We start from the raw sequence: 21,873 nt of genomic DNA, 5'->3' as shown, positions 1-21,873 counted from the left end.
CGCCGGTTCGCCCACGCCCAGGCGGCGATCTGGACCGGGGGTGAACTCGTTTCCCGTGGGTCGCGAATAGCGGGTGACCCTGCTGCCGGCGAAAGAGGAGCCCATGCCCCCACCCGACGAGGACGACGCGGCGATCATCAGGCGGTCGCTGCGGGACCCGGAACGGTTCGCGGCGATCTTTGATCGGCACGCCCCGCACATCATGCGCTACCTGGCACACCGGTTGGGGCGGCAGGTGGCCGACGACCTGGTCGCGGAGACGTTCCTGACCGCCTTCGGCACCAGAGGGAAGTACGACCTCGACCGCCAGGACGCTCGGCCATGGCTGTACGGCATCGCCACGAACCTGGTGCGCCGCCGGCAACGGGCTGACGGCCGGGAGTACCGGCTGCGCGCCGCGATCGTGCCCGAGCCGAACATCGATGGGGAAGCCGATCGGGTCGCCGAACAGGTGACCGCCGCGGCGATGAACCAGTTGCTCGGTGCTGCGCTCACCGAACTGTCCAGCGGCGACCGGGACGTGCTGCTCCTGGTCGCCTGGGAGGGCCTCACCTACGACGAGGTCGCGCAGGCCCTCGACATCCCCGTCGGCACCGTCCGCTCTCGTCTCAATCGCGCTCGCCGGCAGGTCCGCGCCGCGCTCACCGTGAAGGAGTTCGTCAACCGTGGATGAGATGACCCTGCTCAGGAACGTGGTCGACCAGGCCCCGCTGCCGACCGCGACCGACGTCGCCCCGGCACGGGAGCGGCTGCTCGCCGGCGTCACCGCCGAGCGGCCGGGCACAAGCGGGAAAAGGCTGATCTTCTCGGGGGTCACGGTGGTGGGACTCGCCGCCGCCATCACGGGTGTCGTCGCGTTCGGCGGTCTGGAGCTCTTCGGGGTCGCGCCGCCGGCGGCCGACGCGGTGGCGTTCCTCCACGAGGCCGCCGACGCCGTCCGCGAGCTCCCGGCTGTCGCGCCGCGGCCCGACCAGTTCGTCTACACCCGCAGCGAGACGACCGAGGGCGCCCGCGAGGCCTGGCACTCGGCCGACGGCGAGCACGACGGGATGATCCGGCAGGAGGGCGCGGACACCCCGCTGCCCGGCTGCGAGGACGGCCGCCGGCGGGTCGTTCGCGGCGATTACGACATGGGCACGACCGAGCCGTGCGACGCGGATCCGGCCTACCCCCTCCTGCCGACCGACACCGCCGGGATGCGTGCGTACCTGGAGAGCGCGCCGAACGACTTCGACGTCCTGCTGCACTTCGCGATCCAGGAGACCTACGTGTCGCCGCCGTCGATGGCCGCGTTGTTCGAGGTCATGGCCGACTACCCCGGTCTGGAGATCGTCGAGGACGCCACCGACGGCGCCGGCCGGTACGGGGTCGGCCTCACCTGGGACCAACCCGCCGGCCAGAACGACGTGACGCTGGTCTTCGACCAGGAGACCCACGTCTTCCTCGGGACCGAGAACACCGCCGTCTTCGAGCACGCGATCGTGGACGCGGTCGGACAGCGGCCGCGCGCGTAGTACGCGGTACCTGACTTGACACAGGGTAGACAATAAAAAATCGGCGTGCTCTTCAAAACCACTGAAGAACTCGCCGAACCTAAAACCAGATTAAACGCTGTGAGGGGCCTGTGTCAAGTCAGGGGTACGAAGAGGAACTGCGGTCCGAACAGGACTACGTGGCGGGGCTCTACGAGCGGCTCGACGCCGCGCGCGCACAGGCGAAGGGCCAGTTCAGGGCCGCCTTGCGGGACGAGAACAGCTCGCTGCTGGAACGGGACGACAAGGTGCGGGCCACGGCCAGGGAGGCACGACGCCTGGACGTGGCCGATCACGGGCTGTGTTTCGGCCGCTTGGACGCCATTTCTGGCGAGCATTCCTACGTCGGCCGGATCGGGATTTTCGATGAGGGGAACGACTACGAACCGGTGTTGCTCGATTGGCGAGCCCCGGCCGCGCGGCCGTTCTACACCGCCACGGGCGCGAACCCGGAGCACATGCGCCGGCGGCGGCAGTTCCTGACCAGGGGACGCCGAGTGGTCGAGTTCACCGACGAGGTGTTCGGGCGGCCAGGTGAGGGTGTGCGGGGGGACGCCGCGTTGCTGGCGGCGGTCAACGCCCCCCGCGGGGAGGGGATGCGCGACATCGTCGCGACCATCCAGTCCGAGCAGGACGAGATCGTCCGGCTCGAACACCCGGGGGTGCTGGTCATCGAGGGCGGCCCGGGCACCGGGAAGACCGTGGTGGCCCTCCACCGGGTCGCCTACCTGCTGTACACCCAGCGGGAACGCATGGAGCGGCACGGCGTACTGGTCGTCGGGCCGAATCCGGCGTTCATCAACCACATCAGCCGGGTACTGCCCTCGCTCGGCGAGTCCGACGTGGTGTTCATGACGCCCGGCGAGCTCGTCCCCGGGCTGCGGGTCACCGCGGAGGACGGCCAGGACGCCGCGCGGCTCAAGGGGTCGCTGGCGATCCTGGACGTTCTCCGGGCGGCGATCGCCAACCAGCAGCGGCTGCCGGACCGACCGGTGGAGATCGGGCTGCGGGAGGCGCGGTTGCGCGTCGACGCCGCGACCGCCGAGTGGGCGCGCGAGGAGGCGCGGGCCAGCGGGCTGCCGCACAACGAGGCCCGCGCGACGTTCACCGAGATCATCACCTACGTGCTCACCGAGCGGGCACTTGGCCGGATCGGTCGCGGCTGGCTGACCAGGGACGACAAGCAGGCCTGGGAGCGGATGCGGGCGGAGCTGGCCAAGGAGCTCGAGCAGGACGAGCGCTTCACCGCGACCATCGACGAGCTCTGGCCGCTCCTCACGCCGGCGACCCTGCTGGCGTCGCTGTACGAGTCGCCCGACCGGCTGGCGGCCGCTGGCGGCGATCCCGTGTTGGCGCGCGCCGACGGCGCCGCCTGGACGGTGTCGGACGTCCCGCTGCTGGACGAGCTCGTGGATCTGCTCGGCCAGGACAACGCGGCCGACGACCTGGCGCAGCGGGAGCACCAGGCGCGGTCCGAGTACGCCGCCCGGGTGCTGGACAGCCTGATCGGCCGCGCGGACTCGATGGACGACGAGGACCACCTGTACGCCACGGACCTGCTCCGCGCCGAGGACCTGGCCGACCGGTTCGTCGAGGCCGACACCAGGGACCTCGCCGAGCGCGCCGCCGCCGACCGGGACTGGACCTACCGGCACGTCGTGGTCGACGAGGCCCAGGAACTGTCCGAAATGGACTGGCGGGTGCTGATGCGGCGCTGCCCCGGCCGGTCGTTCACCGTTGTCGGGGATCTCGCGCAGCGGCGGTCGCCCGCCGGCGCCACCTCGTGGGACACCATGCTCGCGCCCTATGTGCCGGGGCGCTGGGTGTACCGGTCGCTGACCGTCAACTACCGCACGCCCGCCGAGATCATGGCGGTGGCCGCCGCGGTGCTCGCCGAGTTCGCGCCCACCGTCGCGCCGCCGGAGTCGGTGCGGGCCGCCGGGGTGGGGCCGTGGGCGCGGCAGGTGACCGAGGACGAACTTCCCGGCGCGGTCGAGGAGTTCGTCCTGGACGAGGCCGGGCGGGAGGGCACGAGTGTCGTGATCGGACCGCCGGGGGTGCCGGGCACGGTGCCCGCCTCGGCGACCAAGGGTCTGGAGTTCGACGCCGTGCTCGTCGTCGATCCGGATCGGATTCTCGCCGACGGGCCGAGGGGCGCGGCCGAGCTGTACGTCGCGCTCACCCGGGCAACGCAGCGGCTCGGCGTGCTGCACCGGGGTCCGTTGCCGGCGGCGCTGGCCGGGCTCGCGGACACCGCGCGACAGTCGGTGTGACCGAACTGGCCGGCCCTGGCGCGACTGGGGCCGGCCAGCCGCACCCGACTTCGGCATTCGGTGCGCTTCGGGCCAAAAATTTCGCGGATCGCCAGGTTTTTGTCTAGAAATAACTCCTGTAACAACGCCGCCTGATTGAGCGACTGGTTCACGGACACCCGTTTTGACATTTGTCCGTGCGGCCACTCGCGCACGGTTACCCAGAATGGGGTAACACGATGATCGAACTCGCGGCGGCTGGGCTCGGTATCGCCGCTCAGCTGTTGTTTCGCTTCCTCGACGGGCCGGACAAGCAGCTGCAGCGACAGAAGCTGGAGCTGGAGGTCGAGGAATTCGCCCGCCAGCGCCAGGTGACGAAAATTTCCGACGAACAGCTCGACGCCATCCGGAACTCCGTTGTTTCCGAACTGCACCTGCTCGTCGACCAGACTCCCGGCCTGGAGTGGAAGTCCTCCAAGCTGGTTCGGGACAAGTTCACCGTCGAGCGAGACGCGGCTGCTCTCGAGAGCAGCGAGAAGATCATGCAACGCCTCAGGTTGGCGGTCGACGCGCGGCGCAAGCTGATCGAGGGCGCCGCGAAACTCCAGGCGGCCGACACCCCCGACGGCTGGGCGGACATTCCGCCGCCAGCGCCACCAGGTCCCCCCACGCGAGAAGAGCCGACGACCGCCGGGCAGGACTGGGTCCAGGGCGAGGCGCCGGTGGTCGACAAGGTGCCTGATCGACTGAGCCGACTGGCGCGACGCATCGAGGAGCGCAGAAAATGACCAACTTCCTACCGGAGCGCTTCCTCCGGGCAGTTCATCTACACGTGTTCAAGAACCACAACCCGTCGGTGTCCGATCGGGCCGCGTTGATCCTCGGCATCAGCGGACCGGCGGGCGAGGGCAAGACCTTCAACACCCAGAAGGCCCTCGACGCGGCCGGTGTCCGCCCCTTCCTGTTGTCCGGCGGACAGTTGGAGAACGCGGACGCCGGTCGGCCGGCCGAACTGCTGCGCGAGACCTACACGGCCGCCGGCGACGCCTACGCGGATGACCCCACGCTCAACGGGGTGGCCGTCGTCATCAACGACATCGACACCGCGCTTGGCAGTTGGGGCGACCTGGTCCAGTACACGGTGAACCGGCAGACCGTCTTCGGTGAGCTCATGCACCTGTGCGACTACCCGACAAGTGTGGACAACAAGCCCGTCCACCGAGTGCCGATCATCATCACCGGCAACGACTTCACCGGCCTGTACGGCCCGATGGTCCGCCCCGGCCGGATGGTGGCCATGTCGTGGGTGCCGACCGCCGAGGAGCGGAACGGGGCGATCGCCGCGATCCTGCCGTTCTTCGGCGAGCCGGACATCCAGTACCTGCGGGAGAAATATCACGGCCAGCCGGTCTCGTTCTTCTCCCACGTCCGCAATCTCATGGTCGACCACGATCTCTGGCGCACGCTGTCGGAGGTGGGCACCAGCCAGGCGCTCACGCTGACCCGCGCCGGGAAGTACCCGAGGATCATCGAGCAGAAATCCGTCGCGGAGTTCGAGAAGATCGCCGACGACGTGGTCCGGGAGCATGACTTCAAGGCCTTCCTCGGCGCCGGGAGCGCGCGCTGATGGCGGCCACCAGGACCTACACGCGCACCGTCGCGCTTCCGCGACTCAGCCTCATCAAGATCCAGGTCGGCGCCGCGCTCCGGCGGGGCACGGGCATCAGCGACGAGCACCTCGAGACCATCAAGCGCGCGCTGACGAACCGGTGGATCACCGCGGTGATGATGCACGGCTTCGACGACACCGGCCGCTGCCGCGCCGAGATCGTGTTGTCGATCGACTGGCAGTCCCACGAGCTCAGCGTGTCGACCGGCCACGACATGGTCAGCATCGGTGAGTCGTGGAACAACAGCGTCGCGCCGGAGATCAGCGAGGTGGTCAGCGAGTTCGTCGCCTTCTGCCAGGAGCGCATGCTCCGCCGGGAGTGGCGGGTCATCTATTCCACCGACTTCGAGAAGTCCTTCCTGGACCGGGAACTCGGCTTCCGGACCGCCGCCAGGATCGAGTGGGCTGACACCCCGGTCGACCTGCCGCTGAAGATCCATGAACTGTCCGAGCTGTCCCTGGTCATCCGACTCGTCGGATGAGGCGCCTGCCTAACGGCGTATTTCGTTGGTGCCAATGGTCGTAGCCGGCCCGCGGACCGTGGCCCCGCGGGCACTCGGTGTGTCACGCTGAGTCGTTCGCAGTCGATCAAGAAGTGCCCTTGGAGCCGCCGCGTGAACGGGCACGGACCGATCGCCACCTGGCCGATTCCCCGCCAACTCCCCGGTGACGTGCCGACCTTCGTCGGCCGTTCCGCCGCGCTGCACCGGCTGGACGCGCTGCTCCCCGGCCGGCGGCAGGCGACCACCGCGGTCATCTCCGCGGTCGCCGGGTCGGCCGGTGTCGGCAAGACGGCGCTGGCACTGCGCTGGGCCCACCTGGCCCGCGCGAGCTTCCCCGACGGCGACCTGTTCGCCGACCTGCAGGGCTACGGCTTCCGCTCCCGGGTCGGCCCAGCACAGGTCCTCGACAGCTTCCTGCGCGCCATGGACGTGCCCGCGGCCAGGATCCCGACCAGCCTCGACGCGCAGACCGGCCTGTACCGGTCGATGCTGCGGGAGCGCCGGGTGCTGGTCGTGTTGGACAATGCGGCCAGTACCGAGGACGTTCGTCCTCTGCTGCCCGGCTCGCCGACCTGCGTCGTGCTCGTCACCAGTCGAAGCAGGTTGTCGGGCCTCGTCGCCAGGGATGGAGCCCACCGCGTGACCTTGGACATGCTGCCCGCCGACGAGGCCGTGGAACTGCTGCGCGAGATCATCGGCGCCGACCGGGCCGACGCCGAGCCGGCCGCGCTCGCGGAACTGGCCGCCCGCTGCGGCTACCTGCCGCTCGCCCTGCGGATCGCGGCGGAGCGGGTCCTCAACCATCCACAGTGGACACTCGCGGACCTGTCGGCCGACCTCGCGAACGAGCACGACCGGCTGGACGTGCTGTCGACCGATGACGACGAGACCACCACGGTCCGCGCGGTCTTCTCCTGGTCCTACCGCGCGCTGCCGCCGCCGACGGCCAGGATGTTCCGGCTGCTCGGTCTCCACCACGGCGCCGAGATCAGCACCGACGCCGCCGCCTCGCTGGCCGGCAACACCCCCGCCGCGGCCCGCCGCCTGCTCGACTCGCTGGCCAACCTGCACATGATCGCGGAGGTCGCCAGGGACCGCTACCGGTTCCACGACCTGCTGCGCGTCTACGCCGCCGAACGCGCCGAGCACGACGAGCCGGCCGACGAGCGCACCGAGGCCACCCGCCGGATGCTCGACTGGTACCTGCACGCCGCCGAGGCCGCGGACAAGGCGCTGTCCCCTCACCGCGAGCGGGTCCCGCTCCCCGCCCCGACCCGCCGGCCGCCCACGTTCGCCGACTACGACCAGGCGTGGGACTGGTGCGAGACCGAACGCGCCAACCTGGTCGCCGCGACCCGCCTGGCCGAGGACGTCGGCGAGAGCGACGTCGCCTGGCGGATGCCCGGCGCCCTGCTCACCTACTTCACCCACCGCAATCCCCGCACCGACTGGCTGATCAGCCACGAGGTCGGCCTGCGCGCCAGCCGGCAGGCCGGTGACCGGTACGGCGAGGCCTGGATGCTGACCAGCCTGTCGCTGGTCTACCGGGAACTGCGCCGGTTCGACGAGGCCATGACCTGCCTGCGCGACGCGCTACCGCTCTGGCGCGCGGTCGGCGTCCGCTGGGCGGAGGGCTGGGTGCTGTTCGACATCGGCTTCCTGTACCACGAGCGGCAGGAGTTCGAGCAGGCCCTCGACTATCTGTGGCAGGCGCTCGCCGTCCGCCGGGACGCCGGCGACCGCTGGGGCGAGGGCTCGACGCTCAACGTGCTGGCCGGCGTGCTGCACCGGCTCGACCGCCTTGACGAGAGCCTCGACTACGCCGAGCAGGCCCTCGTCCTGCAACGCGCGACCGACAACGCGCGTGGCGTGGCCGGCGCCATCCACACCATCGGGCTGGTCTACCGCGCCCTCGGCCGGCTCGACGACGCCGACGAACGACTCCACACCGCGCTCGCGATGCGCCGCGAGATGCACAACTACCTCGGTGAGGCCGCGACGCTGCGCAGTATCGGCGAGCTGCGCCGGGAGCGGGGTGACCTGGCCGGCGCGCGGGAGAGCTGGCGGCAGGCCCTCGCCATCCTGGAACGGCTGGACAACCCGGACGCCGCCGAGGTCCGGGTGCTACTGGCGACCCTGGCCTGAGCTCACCCGTCGGTACTCGCGAAGGAGACCACGGCCGCGCCGGTGGTGGCGTCGGGCTCCGCGCCGGTGGCGGCCACCGCCCGGCTCTCCCCGGTCGGCAGCTCGATCCGCGCCGCGGTGTGCGCGCGGTCCTGGTCCTCCTCGCCGACCACGATCGTGCCCTCCCACAACCGTTTGCTCGTCCTGATCGACGCCTGACCCTCGATCTTCGTCTGGTCGCCGAGGACCAGCGTGGCCTGCCCCTGGTAGGTACCCATGCCGCGATGATCCCATGGACGCAGTCAATGTGATCTGCATCACTTTTGACGTGGCGGCCGTGTTGAACGCCGGGCCGTTATCCCCCGTATATAGAGGCGTCGATCGACGACGGGCTGGTGGAAGGGAGTCGCGGCATGAGGTCTCGGGCAGTGGGGCTGGTGGTGGTCATCGCGGCCGCGATGGCTGTGCTGAGTGCCTGCAACCTGCGCGAGGGTGACGGCAGCGAGTACGGCTCGATGACCGGTCCACACAGCGACAGCGTTGTCGGGCAGAATTCCTCCAACTAATTCCCCGAATTGAGAAAAACAATGCGGCGCGCGGTTATTCGCTCAGTGCTTGTCGGGCTGGTCGCGATCCTGTTGTCGGCGTTCCCCGCGGCCTGGCTCGCCTTCGCCGAGCAGGGGCAACCAGTGGGATCGAAGGAGCTGGACGCCCGTGACCGGGAGTTCCTCTTCACGATCCGGTTCGCCAACCTGTGGGAGATCCCGATGGGTGAGCTGGCCGCCGAACGCGGCAACTCCGAGAAGGTCAAGGAGGTCGGCCGGACCCTGTACGCCGACCACACCCAGCTCAACGTCGACATCGAGAAGTTGGCCGAGGAGTTCGGCGTCGACTTACCCGACGAGGCGAGCTCGAAGACGAAGCAGTGGATGGCCGAGATCACCGCGGCCTCCGGCGACGACTTCGACCGGGTGTTCGCCAACCGGCTGCGGGCTGCGCACGGCACCGTCTTCGGCCTGATCGCCGAGGTCCGGGCGGGTACCCGCAACGACGACATCCGCGCCTTCGCCCAGGCGGCCAACGACATCGTGATGAAGCACATGACCATCCTCGAGGGCACCGGGCACGTGATGTCCAACGGACTGTTCTCCGAGGCCTCCAGCCGGACCATGGAGAACCCGGAGAACCAGCTCGGCGGCGGCGACCTCGCGCTCGCGGGGATCCTCGGGATCTTCGCCCTCGGCGCGACCCTCGGCCTGGTCAGGACGTTCAGCTCGCACGGAGCCGCGGAGAGATGACGATCACCCTCGCCCTGCCGGGGCACGATGTCGGCGTCCGGGAGGTGGCCGTCCTCTCCGCCAGGGCCGCCTATGTCCTGATGTGCTTCACCCTCTGCTGGGGCATCTTCACCGCCACCGGCTGGATCCGCAGGCTGACCGGCTACCAGGCCATCCGCTCCGGCCACATGATCCTGGCCTCGTTCACCATCGCCGCCGGGATGACCCACGCCATCGTGTTCCTGCTGCTGCGCGAGCAGGGGCTGTCCTTCGCCGGCGTCGCGCTGCCGTTCAGCGGGTTGTTCCGGCACACGCTGGGCATCCTCGGCCTGGAGTTGATGATCGCGATCGCCATCGGGGTCGGGCTGAAGCGGTTCGTGAACTACCGGCGCTGGCTGCGGTTCCACCAGCTCGCCTATCCCGCGGTGGCCATGTTGGTGCTGCACTCGTGGTTCGGCGCCATCGCCAACGGGCACCTGTCGACGGTCTGGCTCGGTGGGTTCACCGCGCTGGTCCCGGTGGTCACGCTGACCGTCCTGCGGATCCTGCCGCCCCGGCTGCTGATCCGGGCCGGGCTGCTCGGCGCGGCCCCGGTCGCGGCCTCGCCGGTGCAGGAGCCGACCGGGGTCCAGAACGGCGTCGCGCGGGGGGTCCGGGTGGCCGTGGACAACCAGCGGTGCAAGCGATACGGGTTCTGCCAGATGGAGTCACCAGAACTGTTCACGCTTCTGGAGGACGGACGGTTGCGCTACGTCCGCGATCCGGATGACGAGAGCCGGGCCGGCGCACAGGCGGCCGCCCGAGCTTGTCCCATGCGGGCTATCCAGTTGCAGGAGGTAGGGAGCAAATGAGCCGGCCCGAAAGAGTGGTCGTGGTGGGTGCCGGACTGGCCGGCCTGCGCGCCGCCGAGCGGTTGCGCGAACTCGGGTTCAACGGTGAGCTCACGATCGTCGGCAGTGAGGCGACCCCGCCCTATCACCGCCCCGCGCTGTCCAAGGCGCTGCTGACCGGTGCGATGAAGCCGGTCGACCTGATGTTGCCGGCCTACCGCGAGATCGGTGCGCGCTGGCGGCTGAACACCCCGGTCCAGTACGTCGTGCCGCAGAAGCGGACCGTGCGGCTGCCCGGCGGCGAGGACCTTGCCTACGACGGCCTGATCATCGCGACCGGCATGGAGGCCAGGCGCATCGCCGGGGTGCCCTACCACGACCCGCGCGTGCTCGGCCTGCGCACGATGCAGGACGCCCTGGACATCGAGCGCGCGGTGGGGGCCAGCCGTGGCCCGGTCGCCATCGTCGGCGGCGGGTTCACCGGGTGTGAGATCGCGTGCAGCATGCGGCACCTCAACCGCGAGGTGACGATCATCGGGCGCAGCCCGAACCTGCTCGGCAACGTGCTCGGCCCCCAGCTCGGCGAGTGGATGACCAACATGCACCGCGACCACCACGTCGACCTGGCGCTGGAGACCTCGGTGCGCCAGTGGGTGCCGCGCCCGGACGGGATCGAGCTGCACCTGTCGGACGGCACGTTCATGCTGGCGGCGTGCGCGATCGTGGTCGCGGGCACCGTGCCGGCGACGTCCTGGTTGCGCAGCTCCGGCCTGCCGCTGGACGACGGGGTGGTCTGCGAGCCGACCTGTCACGTGGTCGGCGCGGAGGACGTGGTCGCGGCCGGCGACGTCGCGCAGTGGCCGAACCTGCGGTTCGACGACAAGCCCCGGCGCCTCGAGCACTGGCTCAACGCGGTGGAGATGGGCCGCGCGGCGGCGGAGAACCTGCTGGCCGGGCGGGCGGCGTCGCAGCCGTTCACGCCGATGCCGCGGTTCTGGACCGAGCAGTTCGGCATCCGGATCATGGCCTCCGGCGTGCCGAAGATGGGCACCGAGACGATCTCGCTCGGCTCCCCGGAGAAGGGCAACGGCACCGTCGTCGGCTACGTCAACGACGGCCGGCTGATGGGCGTGATCGGCATCGACAGTCCTGGCGCGGTGGTGACCTGGACCGACACCGTGATGCGGCACAACCCCGCGCCGGGCGACCGCCCGGTCAGGGTCGAGCCGGAGCCGATCCCGGCCGCCGCGATGGCCAACCGGGTGCCCAACCGTGGCCGGGCGGTTGCTCGGCATTCCCTGCCGACCAGGCGTGACCTGCCGAGGGTGGAGCAGCCGCGCGGGGTTCGGGCGCCCGCGTTCGCCCCGGCGTACTGATCGCCGGCGTGCCCGTAACGTGTGTCTCCTTGGTTGGTGATCAGCGAAGGAGCGTGCCGCGATGGCATCCGGCCGGGCGTCGCTCACCGACCTGGACGGTGACCTGGCCGTCGACGAGGAGTCGCTGACCGAGGCGGCCGACGACTACGGCCACCTCGTGCACCGCCGGCCGGTCGCGGTGCTGCGGCCGGGTTCGGTGCGCGACGTCGTGGCGATCGTGCGCCACGCCAACCGAACCGGCCTGCGCGTGGCGATGCGCGGGCAGGGGCACTCGACGTTCGGCCAGGCGCAGGCCGATGGCGGCGTGGTGATCGACTCCCGGACGTTGGCGACCATTCATGCCGTCGAGCCCGACCGGGCGGTGGTGGACGCCGGCGTGCGCTGGCAGGACCTGGTGTCCGCGACCCTCGCGGCCGGCCGGACCCCACCGGTGAACACGGACTACCTCGGCCTGTCGGTCGGCGGCACGCTGTCGGTCGGTGGCATCGGCGGCGCCAGCGCACACTTCGGCACACAGGCCGACACCGTGCTGGAGCTGGAGGTCGTGACCGGTGACGGCCGCCTGCTGCGCTGCTCACCGACGGTTCGCCCGACGCTGTTCGATGCGGTGCTCGGTGGTCTCGGCCAGTTCGCGATCATCGTGCGTGCGACCCTGCGACTGGTCCCCGCCGAGACCACCGCCCGGGTCTACCACCTCTACTACCCCGACCTGCCGTCGATGACCGCCGCACAACGCGTGGCGCTGGCCGATGGCCGATTCAACTACCTGGAAGGCCAACTGATCCCCGCCGAGGACGGCTGGCAGTACCTGGTGGAGGCCGTCGCGTTCCACACCCCGCCCACCGCGCCGAACGACACCGAGCTGCTCACCGGCCTGACACCGGCCGCGAGCGAGATCACCGACCAGCCGTACGCCGACTGGCTCAACCGGGTGAACGAGTCCGTGGACGAACTGACCCCACTGCGGCTACCGGCGCCGTGGCTCAACGTCTTCGTCCCGGACCATGCGGTGGACGCCTACGTACACGACGTACTGACCGAGGCGGACACAGGCGGAGTGGTGCTGCTCTACCCGGTGCCCCGGGCGCGGTTCACCCGGCCGCTGGTCACCCTGCCGGATGACGAGGTGGTCTTCCTGCTGGCGATCCTGCGCACCGTGGACCCACCGAACAGCGCCGAGGCCCGCCGACTGCTCGACACGAACCGAGCGCTGTACGACAAGGCCCGCGCGGTGGGCGGCACGCACTACCCGGTCGGCGCCATCCCTCTGACACCCGCCGACTGGCGAGCCCACTACGGGCCGAGGTACCCCCAGATCGCGCTGGCGAAGGCCGCCTATGATCCACGGCAGGTGCTGACCCCTGGTCAGGGCGTGTTCGACCGGCTCTGACCTGTGGGTTGGACCACGAACATGCCCATACCGGACAGCGTTGTCGACACATCGGTAGCATGACGCAAGCGCGGGGCCGTTAGCTCAATTGGTAGAGCTGCGGACTTTTAATCCGTAGGTTCTGGGTTCGAGCCCCAGGCGGCCCACCTAACAGCCTGGTCATGAAGGCCCTTCACCCACGGTCCATGATCGCGCCCCAAGAAAACCCCCGGTCTACTCGCGGCCGAGGGCGGCGTGCAGGGCGTCCGCACCGTCCCGGCTTGGTGCACCGCGGCCCATGTAGACGTCCTGCGTCATCGACGGGTGCGCATGGCCGAGGATGTCGGCGATCTGGCGCGCGGTGAGCCCGGCCGCATCCAGCAGCGTCGCCACGGTCTTCCGGAACGTGCGGAAGGTGACCCACTCGTACCCGGCGCGCTTCTTCAAGGCGGGCGCCTGTCAGCGCCCGCTGTGCTCATGGCAGAACCTGCATTGCGCACTGGGCGTGCGGCTGGCGCCGGTCCCAGCGCGCGCCGGCCGACCGGAGGCGGGCCAGCAGCTTGTAGCCCGCGCTGAACAGAGAGAAGAGATGTCCTCGTCGGACGGGCAGGCCAACAGGATGGCCCGGACCGCGGTCCGGCTGCGGTTCCCCGGGGAACGTCCTGCCATCCCGTCGACCTCCACAAGGGCTATCGCACCGCGTCAAGGGGGGCAGACCCAGCCCAATGTGCCGGCCGCAAGGTAGGTGCCCCCTTGACCCGGCGCGATCGGGCTGCGCCAGGTCGACGGGATGGCAGGAAGCCCCTCCTGGTGGGCGATACCCCCAAAGTTCACCCATTTGGCGGATACGCAAACGGGTGAACTGTCGATAAGCCACTACGTACTGTCGCTGTCGATCAACGGGCACGTGGGGGCTAAGGCCATGGATATCAACACCGCGCTCTCGGGTGTATACACCTACCGCTATCAGCACCAGAACGGTAAGGATCAGCAGGCGCAGAAGCATCTACGTGAGGTTCGCCTGACGATGCTGGCTCTGATTCCGCCTGGCATGAGGGTTCTGGTAAGTGGCTCTGGGCAGAGTTTGCCCCTCGTTCCGTGGATCGCGGTGTTAGATCCGGATGTCACGACGACTGCACAGGAAGGGCTATATATCGTCTACCTCTACCGAGCCGATCTCTCTCGAGTCTACCTCAGTATGAACCAGGGTGCTACACAGCACAAGAAGAATGCGGAAGATAGCGGCCTTAAGGGGGTTAAAGCAGAGAGTGCGGCGCTCGTTGAACTCCAAGAAGAGAGCTCTCTGATTCGCTCTAACCTTGATGACGCGACGCTAAAAGACCTACTCGAAACCATCAACCTTGGGGCGCGTCGGTTCCTACCTCGCGGCTATGAAGAGGGCAACATTGCCGCCATCGAGTATGATCCAACAAACTTGCCCGACGAGGAAGTTCTACGCGCGGACCTGACGCGCTTCCTGGCTTTGTATAGCGACTGTGTGGAGATCAAACGCGAGGTCCTTGCTACGACTCCTGGTCTCGTGAATACCGCGGCCGGCTCGGAGAAAGCAAGGCGAGTGTTCGTTCCACGTCCGCCCGCCTTCCGCCCTAGGAGTTCGGATGAGTACCGAGTGCACGTGCCGGCACAACTCCAAAATAAGGGCCGGCGTCATGAGGGGCTTCTAAATTCATTCTTCGGCTATGTCAATAAAGCGGGACTGATCGCGGCGAACAATGTTCACCCGTGCGACCTCACGGTTGAGAATTCCACTAACCACTGGCTCGTTGAAGCGAAGACGGTCGGGGCGAACGCTGAAAATGCAGTACGCGAAGCGATTGGACAACTTTTTTCTTACCGACACTTCTGCTACCGCGAACTGAAGCGACCCGACCCTACACTAGTGGCGCTCTTCTCCGAATCGATAGGTGATGCCTTTGTGGGCCTTCTAACTTCGCTTGGTATCGAAGCGGTGTGGCGCGACGGTGGCGAGTGGCAGGGTCGCTCTCCCTTGATTGGTCCGAGTTTGCTGGCTGCAGCCGCTTCTGGCATCGTTCAGTCGTCAGACTAAGGATTACTTGGGTATCGTGTCGCGGCGATAGGCCATGTCGCCGAGGTGCGCTGTAGATGCAAGGTCATTCCCCGAGTTACCCTCAGGAAACGGCCACAAATGATCACGGTCAACACTCCCATGTTGACCGTTTCCGTTTGTTAATGTCGCAGGTGGTACGGTACGTCAGCAGGCGACAGCAGGAGACCGGCGAAACTGATCATCAAACCGTAGGTTCTGATGTTTGACAGCTGTTCGGGCTGAGTCGGGGTACGAATGGTTCATGGAACAGGTTGAGGTCTGGCGAGGCGCTCATGGCGATCCGGAACCGTTGTTCGGACCGCTGCCCGGCGTCCGTCTCGACGACACGCTTGCCTACGAGTTCCAGCTGCCGGACAGCTTCGTTCCCTGGCCTGGCGGTACGTTGCTGGAGCGCGTGTTCCTGTTGCTCGACCTCGGTGTGAGCATGTCCATTCCGGCCTGGCGGTCTTCCCCCGGGATCGACCGCGACAAGACCGGACCGACCACCTGGTACGTGGACCTCGTGCACGTCTCGACCACGGAGGACTCGATCACCGTCCGGGACCTCTACGCCGATGTCCTGGTACCCACTGACGGGCGCCATCAGCGATTGCTCGATCTCGACGAGTTCGCTGACGCGGTCGAAGCCGGGCAGCTCGACATCGCCACCGCCGTCGACGGACTGCGGCGCTGGCAACGCTTCCTCGACCGGCACCTGCACGCCACCCTCGACCCCAGCAGGACGTGGACCGACTTCCCGCCCCAGCGGCTGCGTGAGCTGGCCGCGCTTCCAAGCCCGCTGGGGCCGATCGTTATCGCACCAGGCTGATCATCAGGCCAACCGGCGGGACCCTGACTGCCGCTCTGAGGTCTGCCCCGTGCGGCGGTGTCTGTGAGAATCACGGCTGTGAACGGTCCGGCGGAGGAGTCGAGGTCCGCGCTGGTCGTGGCGTTCGAGCAGCAGCGGCCACGGCTGCTCGGGCTGGCCTACCGCATGCTCGGGTCGGCCGCGGACGCGGAGGACATCGTTCAGGACGTGTTCCTGCGCTGGCACGGCACCGAGCCAGGCGCGGTCAGGGAACCCGGCGCGTGGCTGGTCACGGTCGCCACGAACCTGTGCCTGAACCGGCTCGGGTCGGCTCCGCGCCGGCGGGAACGCTATGTCGGGCCGTGGCTGCCGGAGCCGGTGTTGACCACCGACAACACCCTGGGGCCGATGGAGACGGCCGAGCAGCGGGACACGGTGTCGCTGGCCTTCCTGGTGCTCGCCGACCGGCTCACCCCGGTGGAGCGGGCGGTGTTCGTGTTGCGGACGGCGTTCGGCTACAGCCATCGCGAGGTGGCCGAGCTGGTCGAGCTGTCGGAGGCGAACTGCCGCCAGCTGTACAGCCGGGCGCGGAAGCGGCTGTCCGATGCCCGGCTCCCGCGGTCGGCCGACGACGTCCCCGAGAACCGGGTGCTGGTCGAGCGGTTCCTCGACGCCGCCCGTGGCGGTGACCTCGCCGGTCTGGAGCGGATGCTCGCCGAGGACGTCATCTCGGTCACCGATGGTGGCGGCGCGCCCGGTGTCGCCCGGTTGCCGGTGCGTGGCGCGGAGAAGGTCGCGCGCTACCTGGCGACCGTCACCAGCCGTTATGCCGACGGTCTCACGATGTCCGTGCGCGAGGTGAACGGGACGCCAGCGTTACTGTGCTGGTCCGCGTCCACCCTGATCGGGGTGCTGGCGCCGGACATCGCGGGCGGCCGGATCACCGGCATCCAGATCGTCGTCAACCCGGACAAGCTCCGGTTCGTCGGCGCGCAGCTGGCCCGGTTGTCACATTCCGCGGAGCCGCCTGGTTCCTAGTGGTGCGAGCGAGACACCACGGAGCGAGACATGGCGAAACAGATTCTGGTCACCGGCGGCACTGGGCGGCTCGGCTGCGCGCTGGTCCCTCGGCTGCTCGACCCTGGCCACGATGTGCGGGTGCTGACCCGAGGGCAGCGCGCGCCGGCCGCGCACCGTTGGGTGGTGGGCGATCTGCGCACCGGCCGCGGGCTGACCGACGCGACGGCCGACGTGGACGTGATCATCCACCTGGCGACCACCAACGGCCGAGGCGACGTGGCCGCGACCGACAACCTGATCGAGGCCGCGAAGGCGACCGGGCGCCCGCACCTGGTGTACGTGTCGATCGTCGGGGTCGACAGGGTCGCGATCGGCTACTACCGGGCGAAGCTGGCGTGTGAACGGCGCGTCGAGGGCTCGGGGCTGCCGTGGACGATCCTGCGCACGACCCAGTTCCACGACCTGATCGCCACCATGTGCCGCGTCCAGCGTCTGCTGCCGGTGACGCTGATGCCGTCGAAGGTGCGGTTCCAGCCGATCGACGTCACGGAGGTGGCCGACCATCTGGTCACGCTCGCGGCGGGACCGGCCGCGAACCGGGTGCCGGAGCTCGGTGGGCCGCAGGTGCGGACGGCCAGCGAGTTGGCCCGCAGCTATCTCCTGGCGGTCGGGCGGCGCCGGCCGGTGTTGGCGGTTCCGTTGCCCGGCAGGGCGATCCGGGACTACCGCGCTGGCCATCACCTCACCCCGGACCGGGCGGTCGGGCGGATCACGTTCGACGAGTTCCTGGCGGGACGAACTCGATGACGCGCCGGTGGCTGCGCGTCGGTCTCGGGTTTCTCGCCGCGACCCAGGTCGTCGTCGGCGGGTGGGCGCTGTTCCTGCCGGCGCGGTTCTTCGCGCTGGAGGTGGTCGGCATGGGCATGGCCTACAACGAGCACCTGATGCGGGACTACGGCGCCATGACACTGGCCAGCGCCGTGGTGCTCGGCGCCGCGACCGTCCACATGGGACAGTGGATGACCCGGACCGCGCTCGTCATGTACCTGACCTGGACGGTGCCGCATTTCCTGGTGCACCTGACCATGCTCGACCACCTCGCGCCGGCGACCGGCGCGCTGCTCATGGTCGCGCTCGGTCTCGCGATCGCCCTGCCGGCCTGTCTGCTCGGGCTCGCCGGGCGGGCGTCACGGCGCGATCACCACAACACCTGAACTCCGGTCAGGGTCCGGAACGCCTCGTCGGCGGTCGCCAGTGGCAGTGACTCGGTCATGCACTGTGCGGCGATCATGCGATCGAACGGATCCCGGTGAGCCCATTCCAGGGATCCCGCGAGCAGGCCGTGCTCGTCGCTGATGGGGATGCTGTTCACCTGCAGCCGCGCGAGATGCTGCCGATAGGCGCGTACCAGCACCTCGGCCTGGGGCAGCTTCCCCAGCCGTTGCCTGGTCGCGATCTCCCACGCCGAGGCCGCGGACACGAACAGTTCCGTGCGGCGATCGGCGACCAGGTCACGGAGCTGTCCGGGCAGCCGGCTCGGTCAACGTCCACAGCAACACGTGGGTGTCGAGCAGCAGCCAGCGTTGTCACGCCTCCCACGCGGCCAACTCGCCCTCGGGCAGCGGCTCGTTGCACGAGTCGGGAACCTGGTAGGGCACGAAGCCCAGTTCTTTCGCTGGCGACTCCCGAATCGGGATCAACCGGGCCACCGGAACGTCTCCGCGCGCGATGACGACCTCGTCGCCCCGTTCGACGTCGGCCAGGATGGCGGACAGATGTGTCTTGGCCTCCTGGACTTTCACTATCCGCGGCACATGATCAGATTGCTTGGTCAACCATGCCTGGCCAAGCAGGCGTCAGTACAACCACCGATCCAGGACCGCCGGCCAGAAGTGGGTTCGGTGGTCGCCGTCTGTGCCGTAGGCGGGTGGATCGAGGTGGGCGATCCGCTGTGCCAGGTCGGCTAGTTCGGTGAGTGCCAGCTCCTCCAGCGCGTCGTCCTCGTCCCAGCGCTCGGCCGCCGTCGAGGTCGCCAGCCAGGTGCCGACCAGGTGCAGCGAGCACAGCCAGTGAGTGACAGACGAGTTGACCACTCTGGCATCGCCCGATGGTGTCAGTTCGACCACACGTCCGGTCTCCCGTTCCGCGGCGTAGCTCGCACTCGACCGGTCGTGGCCCTGTGCCGCGAGCCGGTACCTCGTCGGCTCCGTCGTGAACGACACCACGTCGACGACGCCGTCGAGCAACGGCACCCCGCACGAGACCAGCGTCGCCTGCTGTTGCCCCGGGAGCCGCCAGTCGGCCAACATCGACTTGTCGGCACGGATGACCCGCCCCGCTCCGGCCCAGCTTTCCAGCGCGGCAAAGGTCGGCGGAGTGGGGAAAAGTCCGGCTGTCATGTCCGGGCAGCCGTCCGCGCGGCGAAGTCGTGTACGAAGCGGGTGAGTAGCTCGGCCAGCGCGGCCCGGTCCTCGGTGGACCACGCCTCGGTGGCCTCGGCGATCACGCGTTGCCGGAAGGCGCCGATCCGCGCGATGGCCGCGCGCCCCTCGGCCGTGAGCGCGAGGACGGACCGACGGCCGTCGGCCTGATCGGACTCCCTGCGCGCCAGCCCGGCCGCCAGCGCCTGCGCCGCCAGCCGGCTGGCGCGAGGTTGATCGACCCCCAGCGCCGCGGCGGCGAGGGTGACGGTCAGCTGCTCGCGCCGGTCGGCCGCGGCGGCGAGTGCGTCCAGCAGTTCGAACACGGCCTCGGGCAGGGTCTCGTGCCGCTCCGCGCGTCGTTCGGCCAGCCGGGCCAGTGCGCGCCGGGTCTGGCTGCGCCGCAGCGCGACCACGGCCGCCTCGATGGCGGCGACATCGCGGCCAGTTCGCTTGTCCGGCATATCGACCCCATGCATAATCGTTTACAAGTACATGTCAATATACATGCAAAAGGGAGGGGTCATGGACCGGCCGATCGGCTACTGGCTCAAGCAGCTGCACAACCTGTTGGAGACCCACTTCGACCGCACCCTGGCCGAGGTGGCGGTGAGCCGGCGCCACTGGCAGCTCCTCAACACGCTCAGCCGTGGCCCACACACCCACGACGACTTACAGCGCGCGCTCGCGCCGTTCTGGGAAGCGGACGCGCCAGGCCTGCGCGCCGAACTCGAACACGGCCTGGCCGCCCGCGACTGGATCGCCGAGGACGGCGACACCGTCACCCTCACCGACCGGGGGCGGGCCGCGCACGCCACGATCGCCGCCCGCGTCGACCGCAACCGCGCGATCGTCCTCGGCGAGCTGACGCCCGCGCAGTACACCGAGACCGTCCGGGTCCTGGCCGTCATGGCGGGCAACGTCGAAGCCGATCTGGCGGCACGCGCGTAGGGCTCAGGACGGTGGTGGTTGCGGCAGCGGGTGGGCGCCTTCCCGGCGTAGGCCGTCGAAGATGATGGCGAGATATCGCTGCCACAGGTCCGGCGGGGCGTCCCGCACGTAGTCGGTGACATAGTTCGGCGCGCACATCAGCAGGATGACGTCGATGCCGGTGATGTCGGCCCGGATGACGCCCTGCTCGCGGGCCCGGCCAACGAGCGCCTCGACGATCTCGGACATCAGCATGCGGGCCCTGGTCACCTCCGCGTTGATCCCGCCGGCGTCGTTGAGGAACGACAGGTCGCGTTGCTGTCGTTGGCGGGCGGCGACCGTGAGGAACTCCAGCAGCCCGGCCGCCGGATCCGGCGCGCCGAGCAGTCGCTCGCCGACCGCGTTGAGCGCGTTGATGCGGTCCAGCACGATCGCGGCGATCAGGTCGTCCTTGGTGGCGAAGTGGCGGAAGACGGTGCCCTTCCCCACGCCGGCCCGGCGGGCGATGTCGGCGACCGAGGCGTCCAGGCCGCGCTCGGTGAACTCGTCCGTGGCCGCTGTCAGCAGCAACTCCCGGTTGCGCGCGGCATCGGCGCGCAACGGACGGGGCGAGGTCACGACCGTAGCCTAGCAAGTTGACCGCTCGGTCCGGTTACTGTTACCTTCCCGCCGTAACCTGACCATGCGGTCCGTTTTGGAGGAGAGTATGCAGGCAGTCGTGGTGACCGACTACGGTCCGCCAGAGCGCTACACGGTGGCCGACGTGCCGGTGCCCCGGCCTGGGCCGGGGCAGCTCCAGGTGCGGATCGCCGCGGCATCCATCAACCCCGCCGACGTCCGCCTGCCCAGTGGCGACTTCCGTGACGTCATGCCGTTGGCGTTTCCGCACGTACCCGGCAACGACTTCGCCGGTACCGTCAGCGAGGTCGGTCCGGGCGTGTCGGCCTACCAGGTGGGCGACGAGATCTTCGGCCATGCCATGCCCAGGGCACTGCGCGCGATGGCCGGGGCGACCCGGCCGTCGCTGAGTACCGGCTCGCTTGCCCAGTACGCGGTCGTCGAGGCCGACACCCCGTTCCTGGCCCACCGCCCGGCCGGCGTGTCGGCGGAGCGGGCCGCGGCGCTGGCCACCACTGGCCTGACCGCGCGGGCACTGCTGACCACGGCCGAGATCCTGCCGGGCGAAACCGTCCTGGTCATCGGGGCCACCGGCGGTGTCGGCACGGCGGTGGTCCCGCTGCTCGCCGCCGCGAAGGCCAGGGTGATCGCCACCGCGACCGCCGCCGACGGCGACCTCCTGCGCGGACTTGGCGCGGACGAGATCATCGGGTACACCGAGGCCGAGTATCCGACCGGCGTCGACGTCGCGGTCAACCTGACGCTGCCGAGCGACCGGCTGACCGGCATCGCCAGGGCGATCCGTCCTGGCGGGCGCCTGCTGACGATCACCTACCCCATCCCGGCACCGGAGTGGATCGGCCGCGACGACGTGGCGCTGCGTTTTGTGCTCGACATGGACGGCACGCTCGGCGGGATGCGCGAGGTCGGCGAACTGGCGCGCACCGGCGACCTCCCGGCGACGATCGGCCGTCGGTACCGCCTCGACCAGGGCGCGCAGGCCTGTGTCGACTTCGTCCGGCTGCACACCACCGGCAAGCTCGTCGTCACCATGTGAGGCGCGGCTGTCATAGTCGC

The 21,873-nt window shown here is 69.2% G+C and carries 25 protein-coding genes, 1 tRNA gene and 1 pseudogene; 20 read left to right on the top strand and 7 right to left on the bottom strand.

Translation table 11 applies throughout. The features are described from left to right. Nucleotides 1–103: 103 nt before the first annotated feature. The 7 genes from ACYVIP_RS05925 to ACYVIP_RS05895 all read left to right on the top strand — a co-directional run bounded on the left by ACYVIP_RS05925 (nt 104) and on the right by ACYVIP_RS05895 (nt 8,101). A complete protein-coding gene (locus tag ACYVIP_RS05925; RefSeq protein WP_460392831.1) occupies nt 104–673 on the top strand; it encodes an RNA polymerase sigma factor in 570 nt (189 codons plus the stop codon). 1 nt (nt 674) lies between these two features. Continuing rightward, nucleotides 675–1,514, top strand: a complete 840-nt coding sequence (locus tag ACYVIP_RS05920; protein ID WP_460392846.1) for a CU044_5270 family protein — start codon at nt 675–677, stop codon at nt 1,512–1,514. Between the two features lie 110 nt (nt 1,515–1,624). Beyond that, nucleotides 1,625–3,805, top strand: coding sequence for an RNA polymerase recycling motor ATPase HelR (gene helR, locus ACYVIP_RS05915; RefSeq protein ID WP_460392829.1), 2,181 nt, complete (start codon nt 1,625–1,627; stop codon nt 3,803–3,805). Between the two features lie 218 nt (nt 3,806–4,023). Further along, entirely contained in the window at nt 4,024–4,572 is a 549-nt protein-coding gene (locus tag ACYVIP_RS05910) for a hypothetical protein (RefSeq protein WP_460392827.1), read from the top strand. Further along, nucleotides 4,569–5,411 (top strand): AAA family ATPase, encoded by an 843-nt coding sequence (locus tag ACYVIP_RS05905; protein WP_460392825.1) that lies wholly within the window; start codon nt 4,569–4,571, stop codon nt 5,409–5,411. Before ACYVIP_RS05910 ends, ACYVIP_RS05905 begins: the two co-directional genes overlap by 4 nt. Beyond that, a complete protein-coding gene (locus ACYVIP_RS05900; protein ID WP_460392823.1) occupies nt 5,411–5,935 on the top strand; it encodes a hypothetical protein in 525 nt (174 codons plus the stop codon). The genes ACYVIP_RS05905 and ACYVIP_RS05900 overlap by 1 nt, the downstream gene beginning before the upstream one ends. Nucleotides 5,936–6,067: 132 nt before the next feature. Then, complete coding sequence (locus ACYVIP_RS05895) at nt 6,068–8,101, top strand: ATP-binding protein (RefSeq protein WP_460392821.1); 2,034 nt, start codon at nt 6,068–6,070, stop codon at nt 8,099–8,101. A gap of 2 nt (nt 8,102–8,103) precedes the next feature. Here ACYVIP_RS05895 and ACYVIP_RS05890 read toward each other — a convergent pair whose 3' ends face one another. Continuing rightward, the gene (locus tag ACYVIP_RS05890; protein ID WP_460392819.1) at nt 8,104–8,358 is read right to left on the bottom strand and encodes a hypothetical protein; all 255 of its coding nucleotides are present in this window, start codon (nt 8,356–8,358) and stop codon (nt 8,104–8,106) included. A gap of 135 nt (nt 8,359–8,493) precedes the next feature. On the opposite strand from ACYVIP_RS05890, the gene ACYVIP_RS05885 reads away from it, so the two are divergent. From ACYVIP_RS05885 to ACYVIP_RS05860, 6 genes are all read left to right on the top strand, one after another. Next, the gene (locus ACYVIP_RS05885) at nt 8,494–8,646 is read left to right on the top strand and encodes a hypothetical protein (protein ID WP_460392817.1); all 153 of its coding nucleotides are present in this window, start codon (nt 8,494–8,496) and stop codon (nt 8,644–8,646) included. Nucleotides 8,647–8,691: 45 nt separating this feature from the next. After that, nucleotides 8,692–9,378, top strand: coding sequence for a DUF4142 domain-containing protein (locus ACYVIP_RS05880; protein ID WP_460392815.1), 687 nt, complete (start codon nt 8,692–8,694; stop codon nt 9,376–9,378). Next, the gene (locus ACYVIP_RS05875) at nt 9,375–10,208 is read left to right on the top strand and encodes a ferredoxin (protein WP_460392813.1); all 834 of its coding nucleotides are present in this window, start codon (nt 9,375–9,377) and stop codon (nt 10,206–10,208) included. The genes ACYVIP_RS05880 and ACYVIP_RS05875 overlap by 4 nt, the downstream gene beginning before the upstream one ends. Beyond that, complete coding sequence (locus tag ACYVIP_RS05870) at nt 10,205–11,563, top strand: NAD(P)/FAD-dependent oxidoreductase (protein ID WP_460392810.1); 1,359 nt, start codon at nt 10,205–10,207, stop codon at nt 11,561–11,563. The genes ACYVIP_RS05875 and ACYVIP_RS05870 overlap by 4 nt, the downstream gene beginning before the upstream one ends. 61 nt (nt 11,564–11,624) lie before the next feature. Further along, the gene (locus tag ACYVIP_RS05865; protein ID WP_460392808.1) at nt 11,625–12,953 is read left to right on the top strand and encodes an FAD-binding protein; all 1,329 of its coding nucleotides are present in this window, start codon (nt 11,625–11,627) and stop codon (nt 12,951–12,953) included. 73 nt (nt 12,954–13,026) lie between these two features. Next, nucleotides 13,027–13,099 (top strand) — tRNA-Lys (locus tag ACYVIP_RS05860). Between the two features lie 67 nt (nt 13,100–13,166). Here the strand turns inward: ACYVIP_RS05860 and ACYVIP_RS05855 are convergent. After that, nucleotides 13,167–13,367: pseudogene (locus tag ACYVIP_RS05855) on the bottom strand (tyrosine-type recombinase/integrase); the annotation flags it as partial. A gap of 355 nt (nt 13,368–13,722) precedes the next feature. Here ACYVIP_RS05855 and ACYVIP_RS05850 point away from each other — a divergent pair. The 5 genes from ACYVIP_RS05850 (at nt 13,723) to ACYVIP_RS05830 (ending at nt 18,042) form a co-directional block, all read left to right on the top strand. Further along, complete coding sequence (locus tag ACYVIP_RS05850) at nt 13,723–15,000, top strand: MrcB family domain-containing protein (protein ID WP_460392806.1); 1,278 nt, start codon at nt 13,723–13,725, stop codon at nt 14,998–15,000. Nucleotides 15,001–15,262: 262 nt separating this feature from the next. Then, complete coding sequence (locus ACYVIP_RS05845; protein ID WP_460392804.1) at nt 15,263–15,829, top strand: DUF402 domain-containing protein; 567 nt, start codon at nt 15,263–15,265, stop codon at nt 15,827–15,829. A 78-nt stretch (nt 15,830–15,907) separates the two neighbouring features. Next, nucleotides 15,908–16,846 carry an RNA polymerase sigma-70 factor gene (locus tag ACYVIP_RS05840; protein WP_460392802.1) on the top strand — a complete coding sequence of 313 codons (939 nt, stop codon included), beginning with the start codon at nt 15,908–15,910 and terminating at the stop codon, nt 16,844–16,846. Nucleotides 16,847–16,876: 30 nt separating this feature from the next. Then, nucleotides 16,877–17,635: an SDR family oxidoreductase gene (locus tag ACYVIP_RS05835; RefSeq protein ID WP_460392800.1), complete on the top strand. Its 759-nt coding sequence runs from the start codon at nt 16,877–16,879 to the stop codon at nt 17,633–17,635. Continuing rightward, complete coding sequence (locus tag ACYVIP_RS05830) at nt 17,632–18,042, top strand: hypothetical protein (RefSeq protein ID WP_460392798.1); 411 nt, start codon at nt 17,632–17,634, stop codon at nt 18,040–18,042. Before ACYVIP_RS05835 ends, ACYVIP_RS05830 begins: the two co-directional genes overlap by 4 nt. On the opposite strand, the gene ACYVIP_RS05825 is transcribed toward ACYVIP_RS05830, so the two are convergent. The 4 genes from ACYVIP_RS05825 to ACYVIP_RS05810 form a co-directional block, all read right to left on the bottom strand. Beyond that, nucleotides 18,027–18,308, bottom strand: a complete 282-nt coding sequence (locus ACYVIP_RS05825) for a type II toxin-antitoxin system VapC family toxin (protein WP_460392796.1) — start codon at nt 18,306–18,308, stop codon at nt 18,027–18,029. The genes ACYVIP_RS05830 and ACYVIP_RS05825 overlap by 16 nt on opposite strands. A gap of 106 nt (nt 18,309–18,414) precedes the next feature. After that, a complete protein-coding gene (locus tag ACYVIP_RS05820) occupies nt 18,415–18,642 on the bottom strand; it encodes a type II toxin-antitoxin system Phd/YefM family antitoxin (RefSeq protein WP_460392794.1) in 228 nt (75 codons plus the stop codon). Between the two features lie 42 nt (nt 18,643–18,684). Further along, nucleotides 18,685–19,227, bottom strand: coding sequence for an SUKH-4 family immunity protein (locus tag ACYVIP_RS05815; RefSeq protein WP_460392792.1), 543 nt, complete (start codon nt 19,225–19,227; stop codon nt 18,685–18,687). Then, on the bottom strand, nt 19,224–19,712 hold the full coding sequence (locus ACYVIP_RS05810) for a MarR family transcriptional regulator (RefSeq protein ID WP_460392790.1): 489 nt from the start codon (nt 19,710–19,712) through the stop codon (nt 19,224–19,226). Before ACYVIP_RS05810 ends, ACYVIP_RS05815 begins: the two co-directional genes overlap by 4 nt. Before the next feature lie 61 nt (nt 19,713–19,773). Between ACYVIP_RS05810 and ACYVIP_RS05805 the strand changes: the two genes are divergently transcribed. Beyond that, a complete protein-coding gene (locus ACYVIP_RS05805) occupies nt 19,774–20,199 on the top strand; it encodes a hypothetical protein (RefSeq protein ID WP_460392788.1) in 426 nt (141 codons plus the stop codon). A 3-nt stretch (nt 20,200–20,202) separates the two neighbouring features. Here ACYVIP_RS05805 and ACYVIP_RS05800 read toward each other — a convergent pair whose 3' ends face one another. Further along, nucleotides 20,203–20,796, bottom strand: a complete 594-nt coding sequence (locus ACYVIP_RS05800; protein ID WP_460392786.1) for a TetR/AcrR family transcriptional regulator — start codon at nt 20,794–20,796, stop codon at nt 20,203–20,205. An 88-nt stretch (nt 20,797–20,884) separates the two neighbouring features. Here ACYVIP_RS05800 and ACYVIP_RS05795 point away from each other — a divergent pair, with 88 nt between their 5' ends. Further along, nucleotides 20,885–21,853, top strand: coding sequence for an NADP-dependent oxidoreductase (locus ACYVIP_RS05795; RefSeq protein ID WP_460392784.1), 969 nt, complete (start codon nt 20,885–20,887; stop codon nt 21,851–21,853). The last annotated feature ends 20 nt before the right edge of the window (nt 21,854–21,873 follow it).

Source organism: Actinophytocola sediminis (assembly GCF_054779715.1).
The sequence above is the reverse complement of the archived record's forward strand: the minus strand, read 5'-3'. Positions and strand labels throughout refer to the sequence as shown.

Coding starts and splice junctions, on each gene's coding strand:
- ACYVIP_RS05925 (WP_460392831.1), top strand. CDS start 104: ATGCCCCCACCCGACGAGGACGACGCGGCGATCATCAGGCGGTCGCTG.
- ACYVIP_RS05920 (WP_460392846.1), top strand. CDS start 675: ATGACCCTGCTCAGGAACGTGGTCGACCAGGCCCCGCTGCCGACCGCG.
- ACYVIP_RS05910 (WP_460392827.1), top strand. CDS start 4,024: ATGATCGAACTCGCGGCGGCTGGGCTCGGTATCGCCGCTCAGCTGTTG.
- ACYVIP_RS05905 (WP_460392825.1), top strand. CDS start 4,569: ATGACCAACTTCCTACCGGAGCGCTTCCTCCGGGCAGTTCATCTACAC.
- ACYVIP_RS05900 (WP_460392823.1), top strand. CDS start 5,411: ATGGCGGCCACCAGGACCTACACGCGCACCGTCGCGCTTCCGCGACTC.
- ACYVIP_RS05890 (WP_460392819.1), bottom strand. CDS start 8,358: ATGGGTACCTACCAGGGGCAGGCCACGCTGGTCCTCGGCGACCAGACG.
- ACYVIP_RS05885 (WP_460392817.1), top strand. CDS start 8,494: ATGAGGTCTCGGGCAGTGGGGCTGGTGGTGGTCATCGCGGCCGCGATG.
- ACYVIP_RS05875 (WP_460392813.1), top strand. CDS start 9,375: ATGACGATCACCCTCGCCCTGCCGGGGCACGATGTCGGCGTCCGGGAG.
- ACYVIP_RS05870 (WP_460392810.1), top strand. CDS start 10,205: ATGAGCCGGCCCGAAAGAGTGGTCGTGGTGGGTGCCGGACTGGCCGGC.
- ACYVIP_RS05865 (WP_460392808.1), top strand. CDS start 11,625: ATGGCATCCGGCCGGGCGTCGCTCACCGACCTGGACGGTGACCTGGCC.
- ACYVIP_RS05850 (WP_460392806.1), top strand. CDS start 13,723: ATGGCAGGAAGCCCCTCCTGGTGGGCGATACCCCCAAAGTTCACCCAT.
- ACYVIP_RS05845 (WP_460392804.1), top strand. CDS start 15,263: ATGGAACAGGTTGAGGTCTGGCGAGGCGCTCATGGCGATCCGGAACCG.
- ACYVIP_RS05835 (WP_460392800.1), top strand. CDS start 16,877: ATGGCGAAACAGATTCTGGTCACCGGCGGCACTGGGCGGCTCGGCTGC.
- ACYVIP_RS05830 (WP_460392798.1), top strand. CDS start 17,632: ATGACGCGCCGGTGGCTGCGCGTCGGTCTCGGGTTTCTCGCCGCGACC.
- ACYVIP_RS05815 (WP_460392792.1), bottom strand. CDS start 19,227: ATGACAGCCGGACTTTTCCCCACTCCGCCGACCTTTGCCGCGCTGGAA.
- ACYVIP_RS05810 (WP_460392790.1), bottom strand. CDS start 19,712: ATGCCGGACAAGCGAACTGGCCGCGATGTCGCCGCCATCGAGGCGGCC.
- ACYVIP_RS05805 (WP_460392788.1), top strand. CDS start 19,774: ATGGACCGGCCGATCGGCTACTGGCTCAAGCAGCTGCACAACCTGTTG.
- ACYVIP_RS05795 (WP_460392784.1), top strand. CDS start 20,885: ATGCAGGCAGTCGTGGTGACCGACTACGGTCCGCCAGAGCGCTACACG.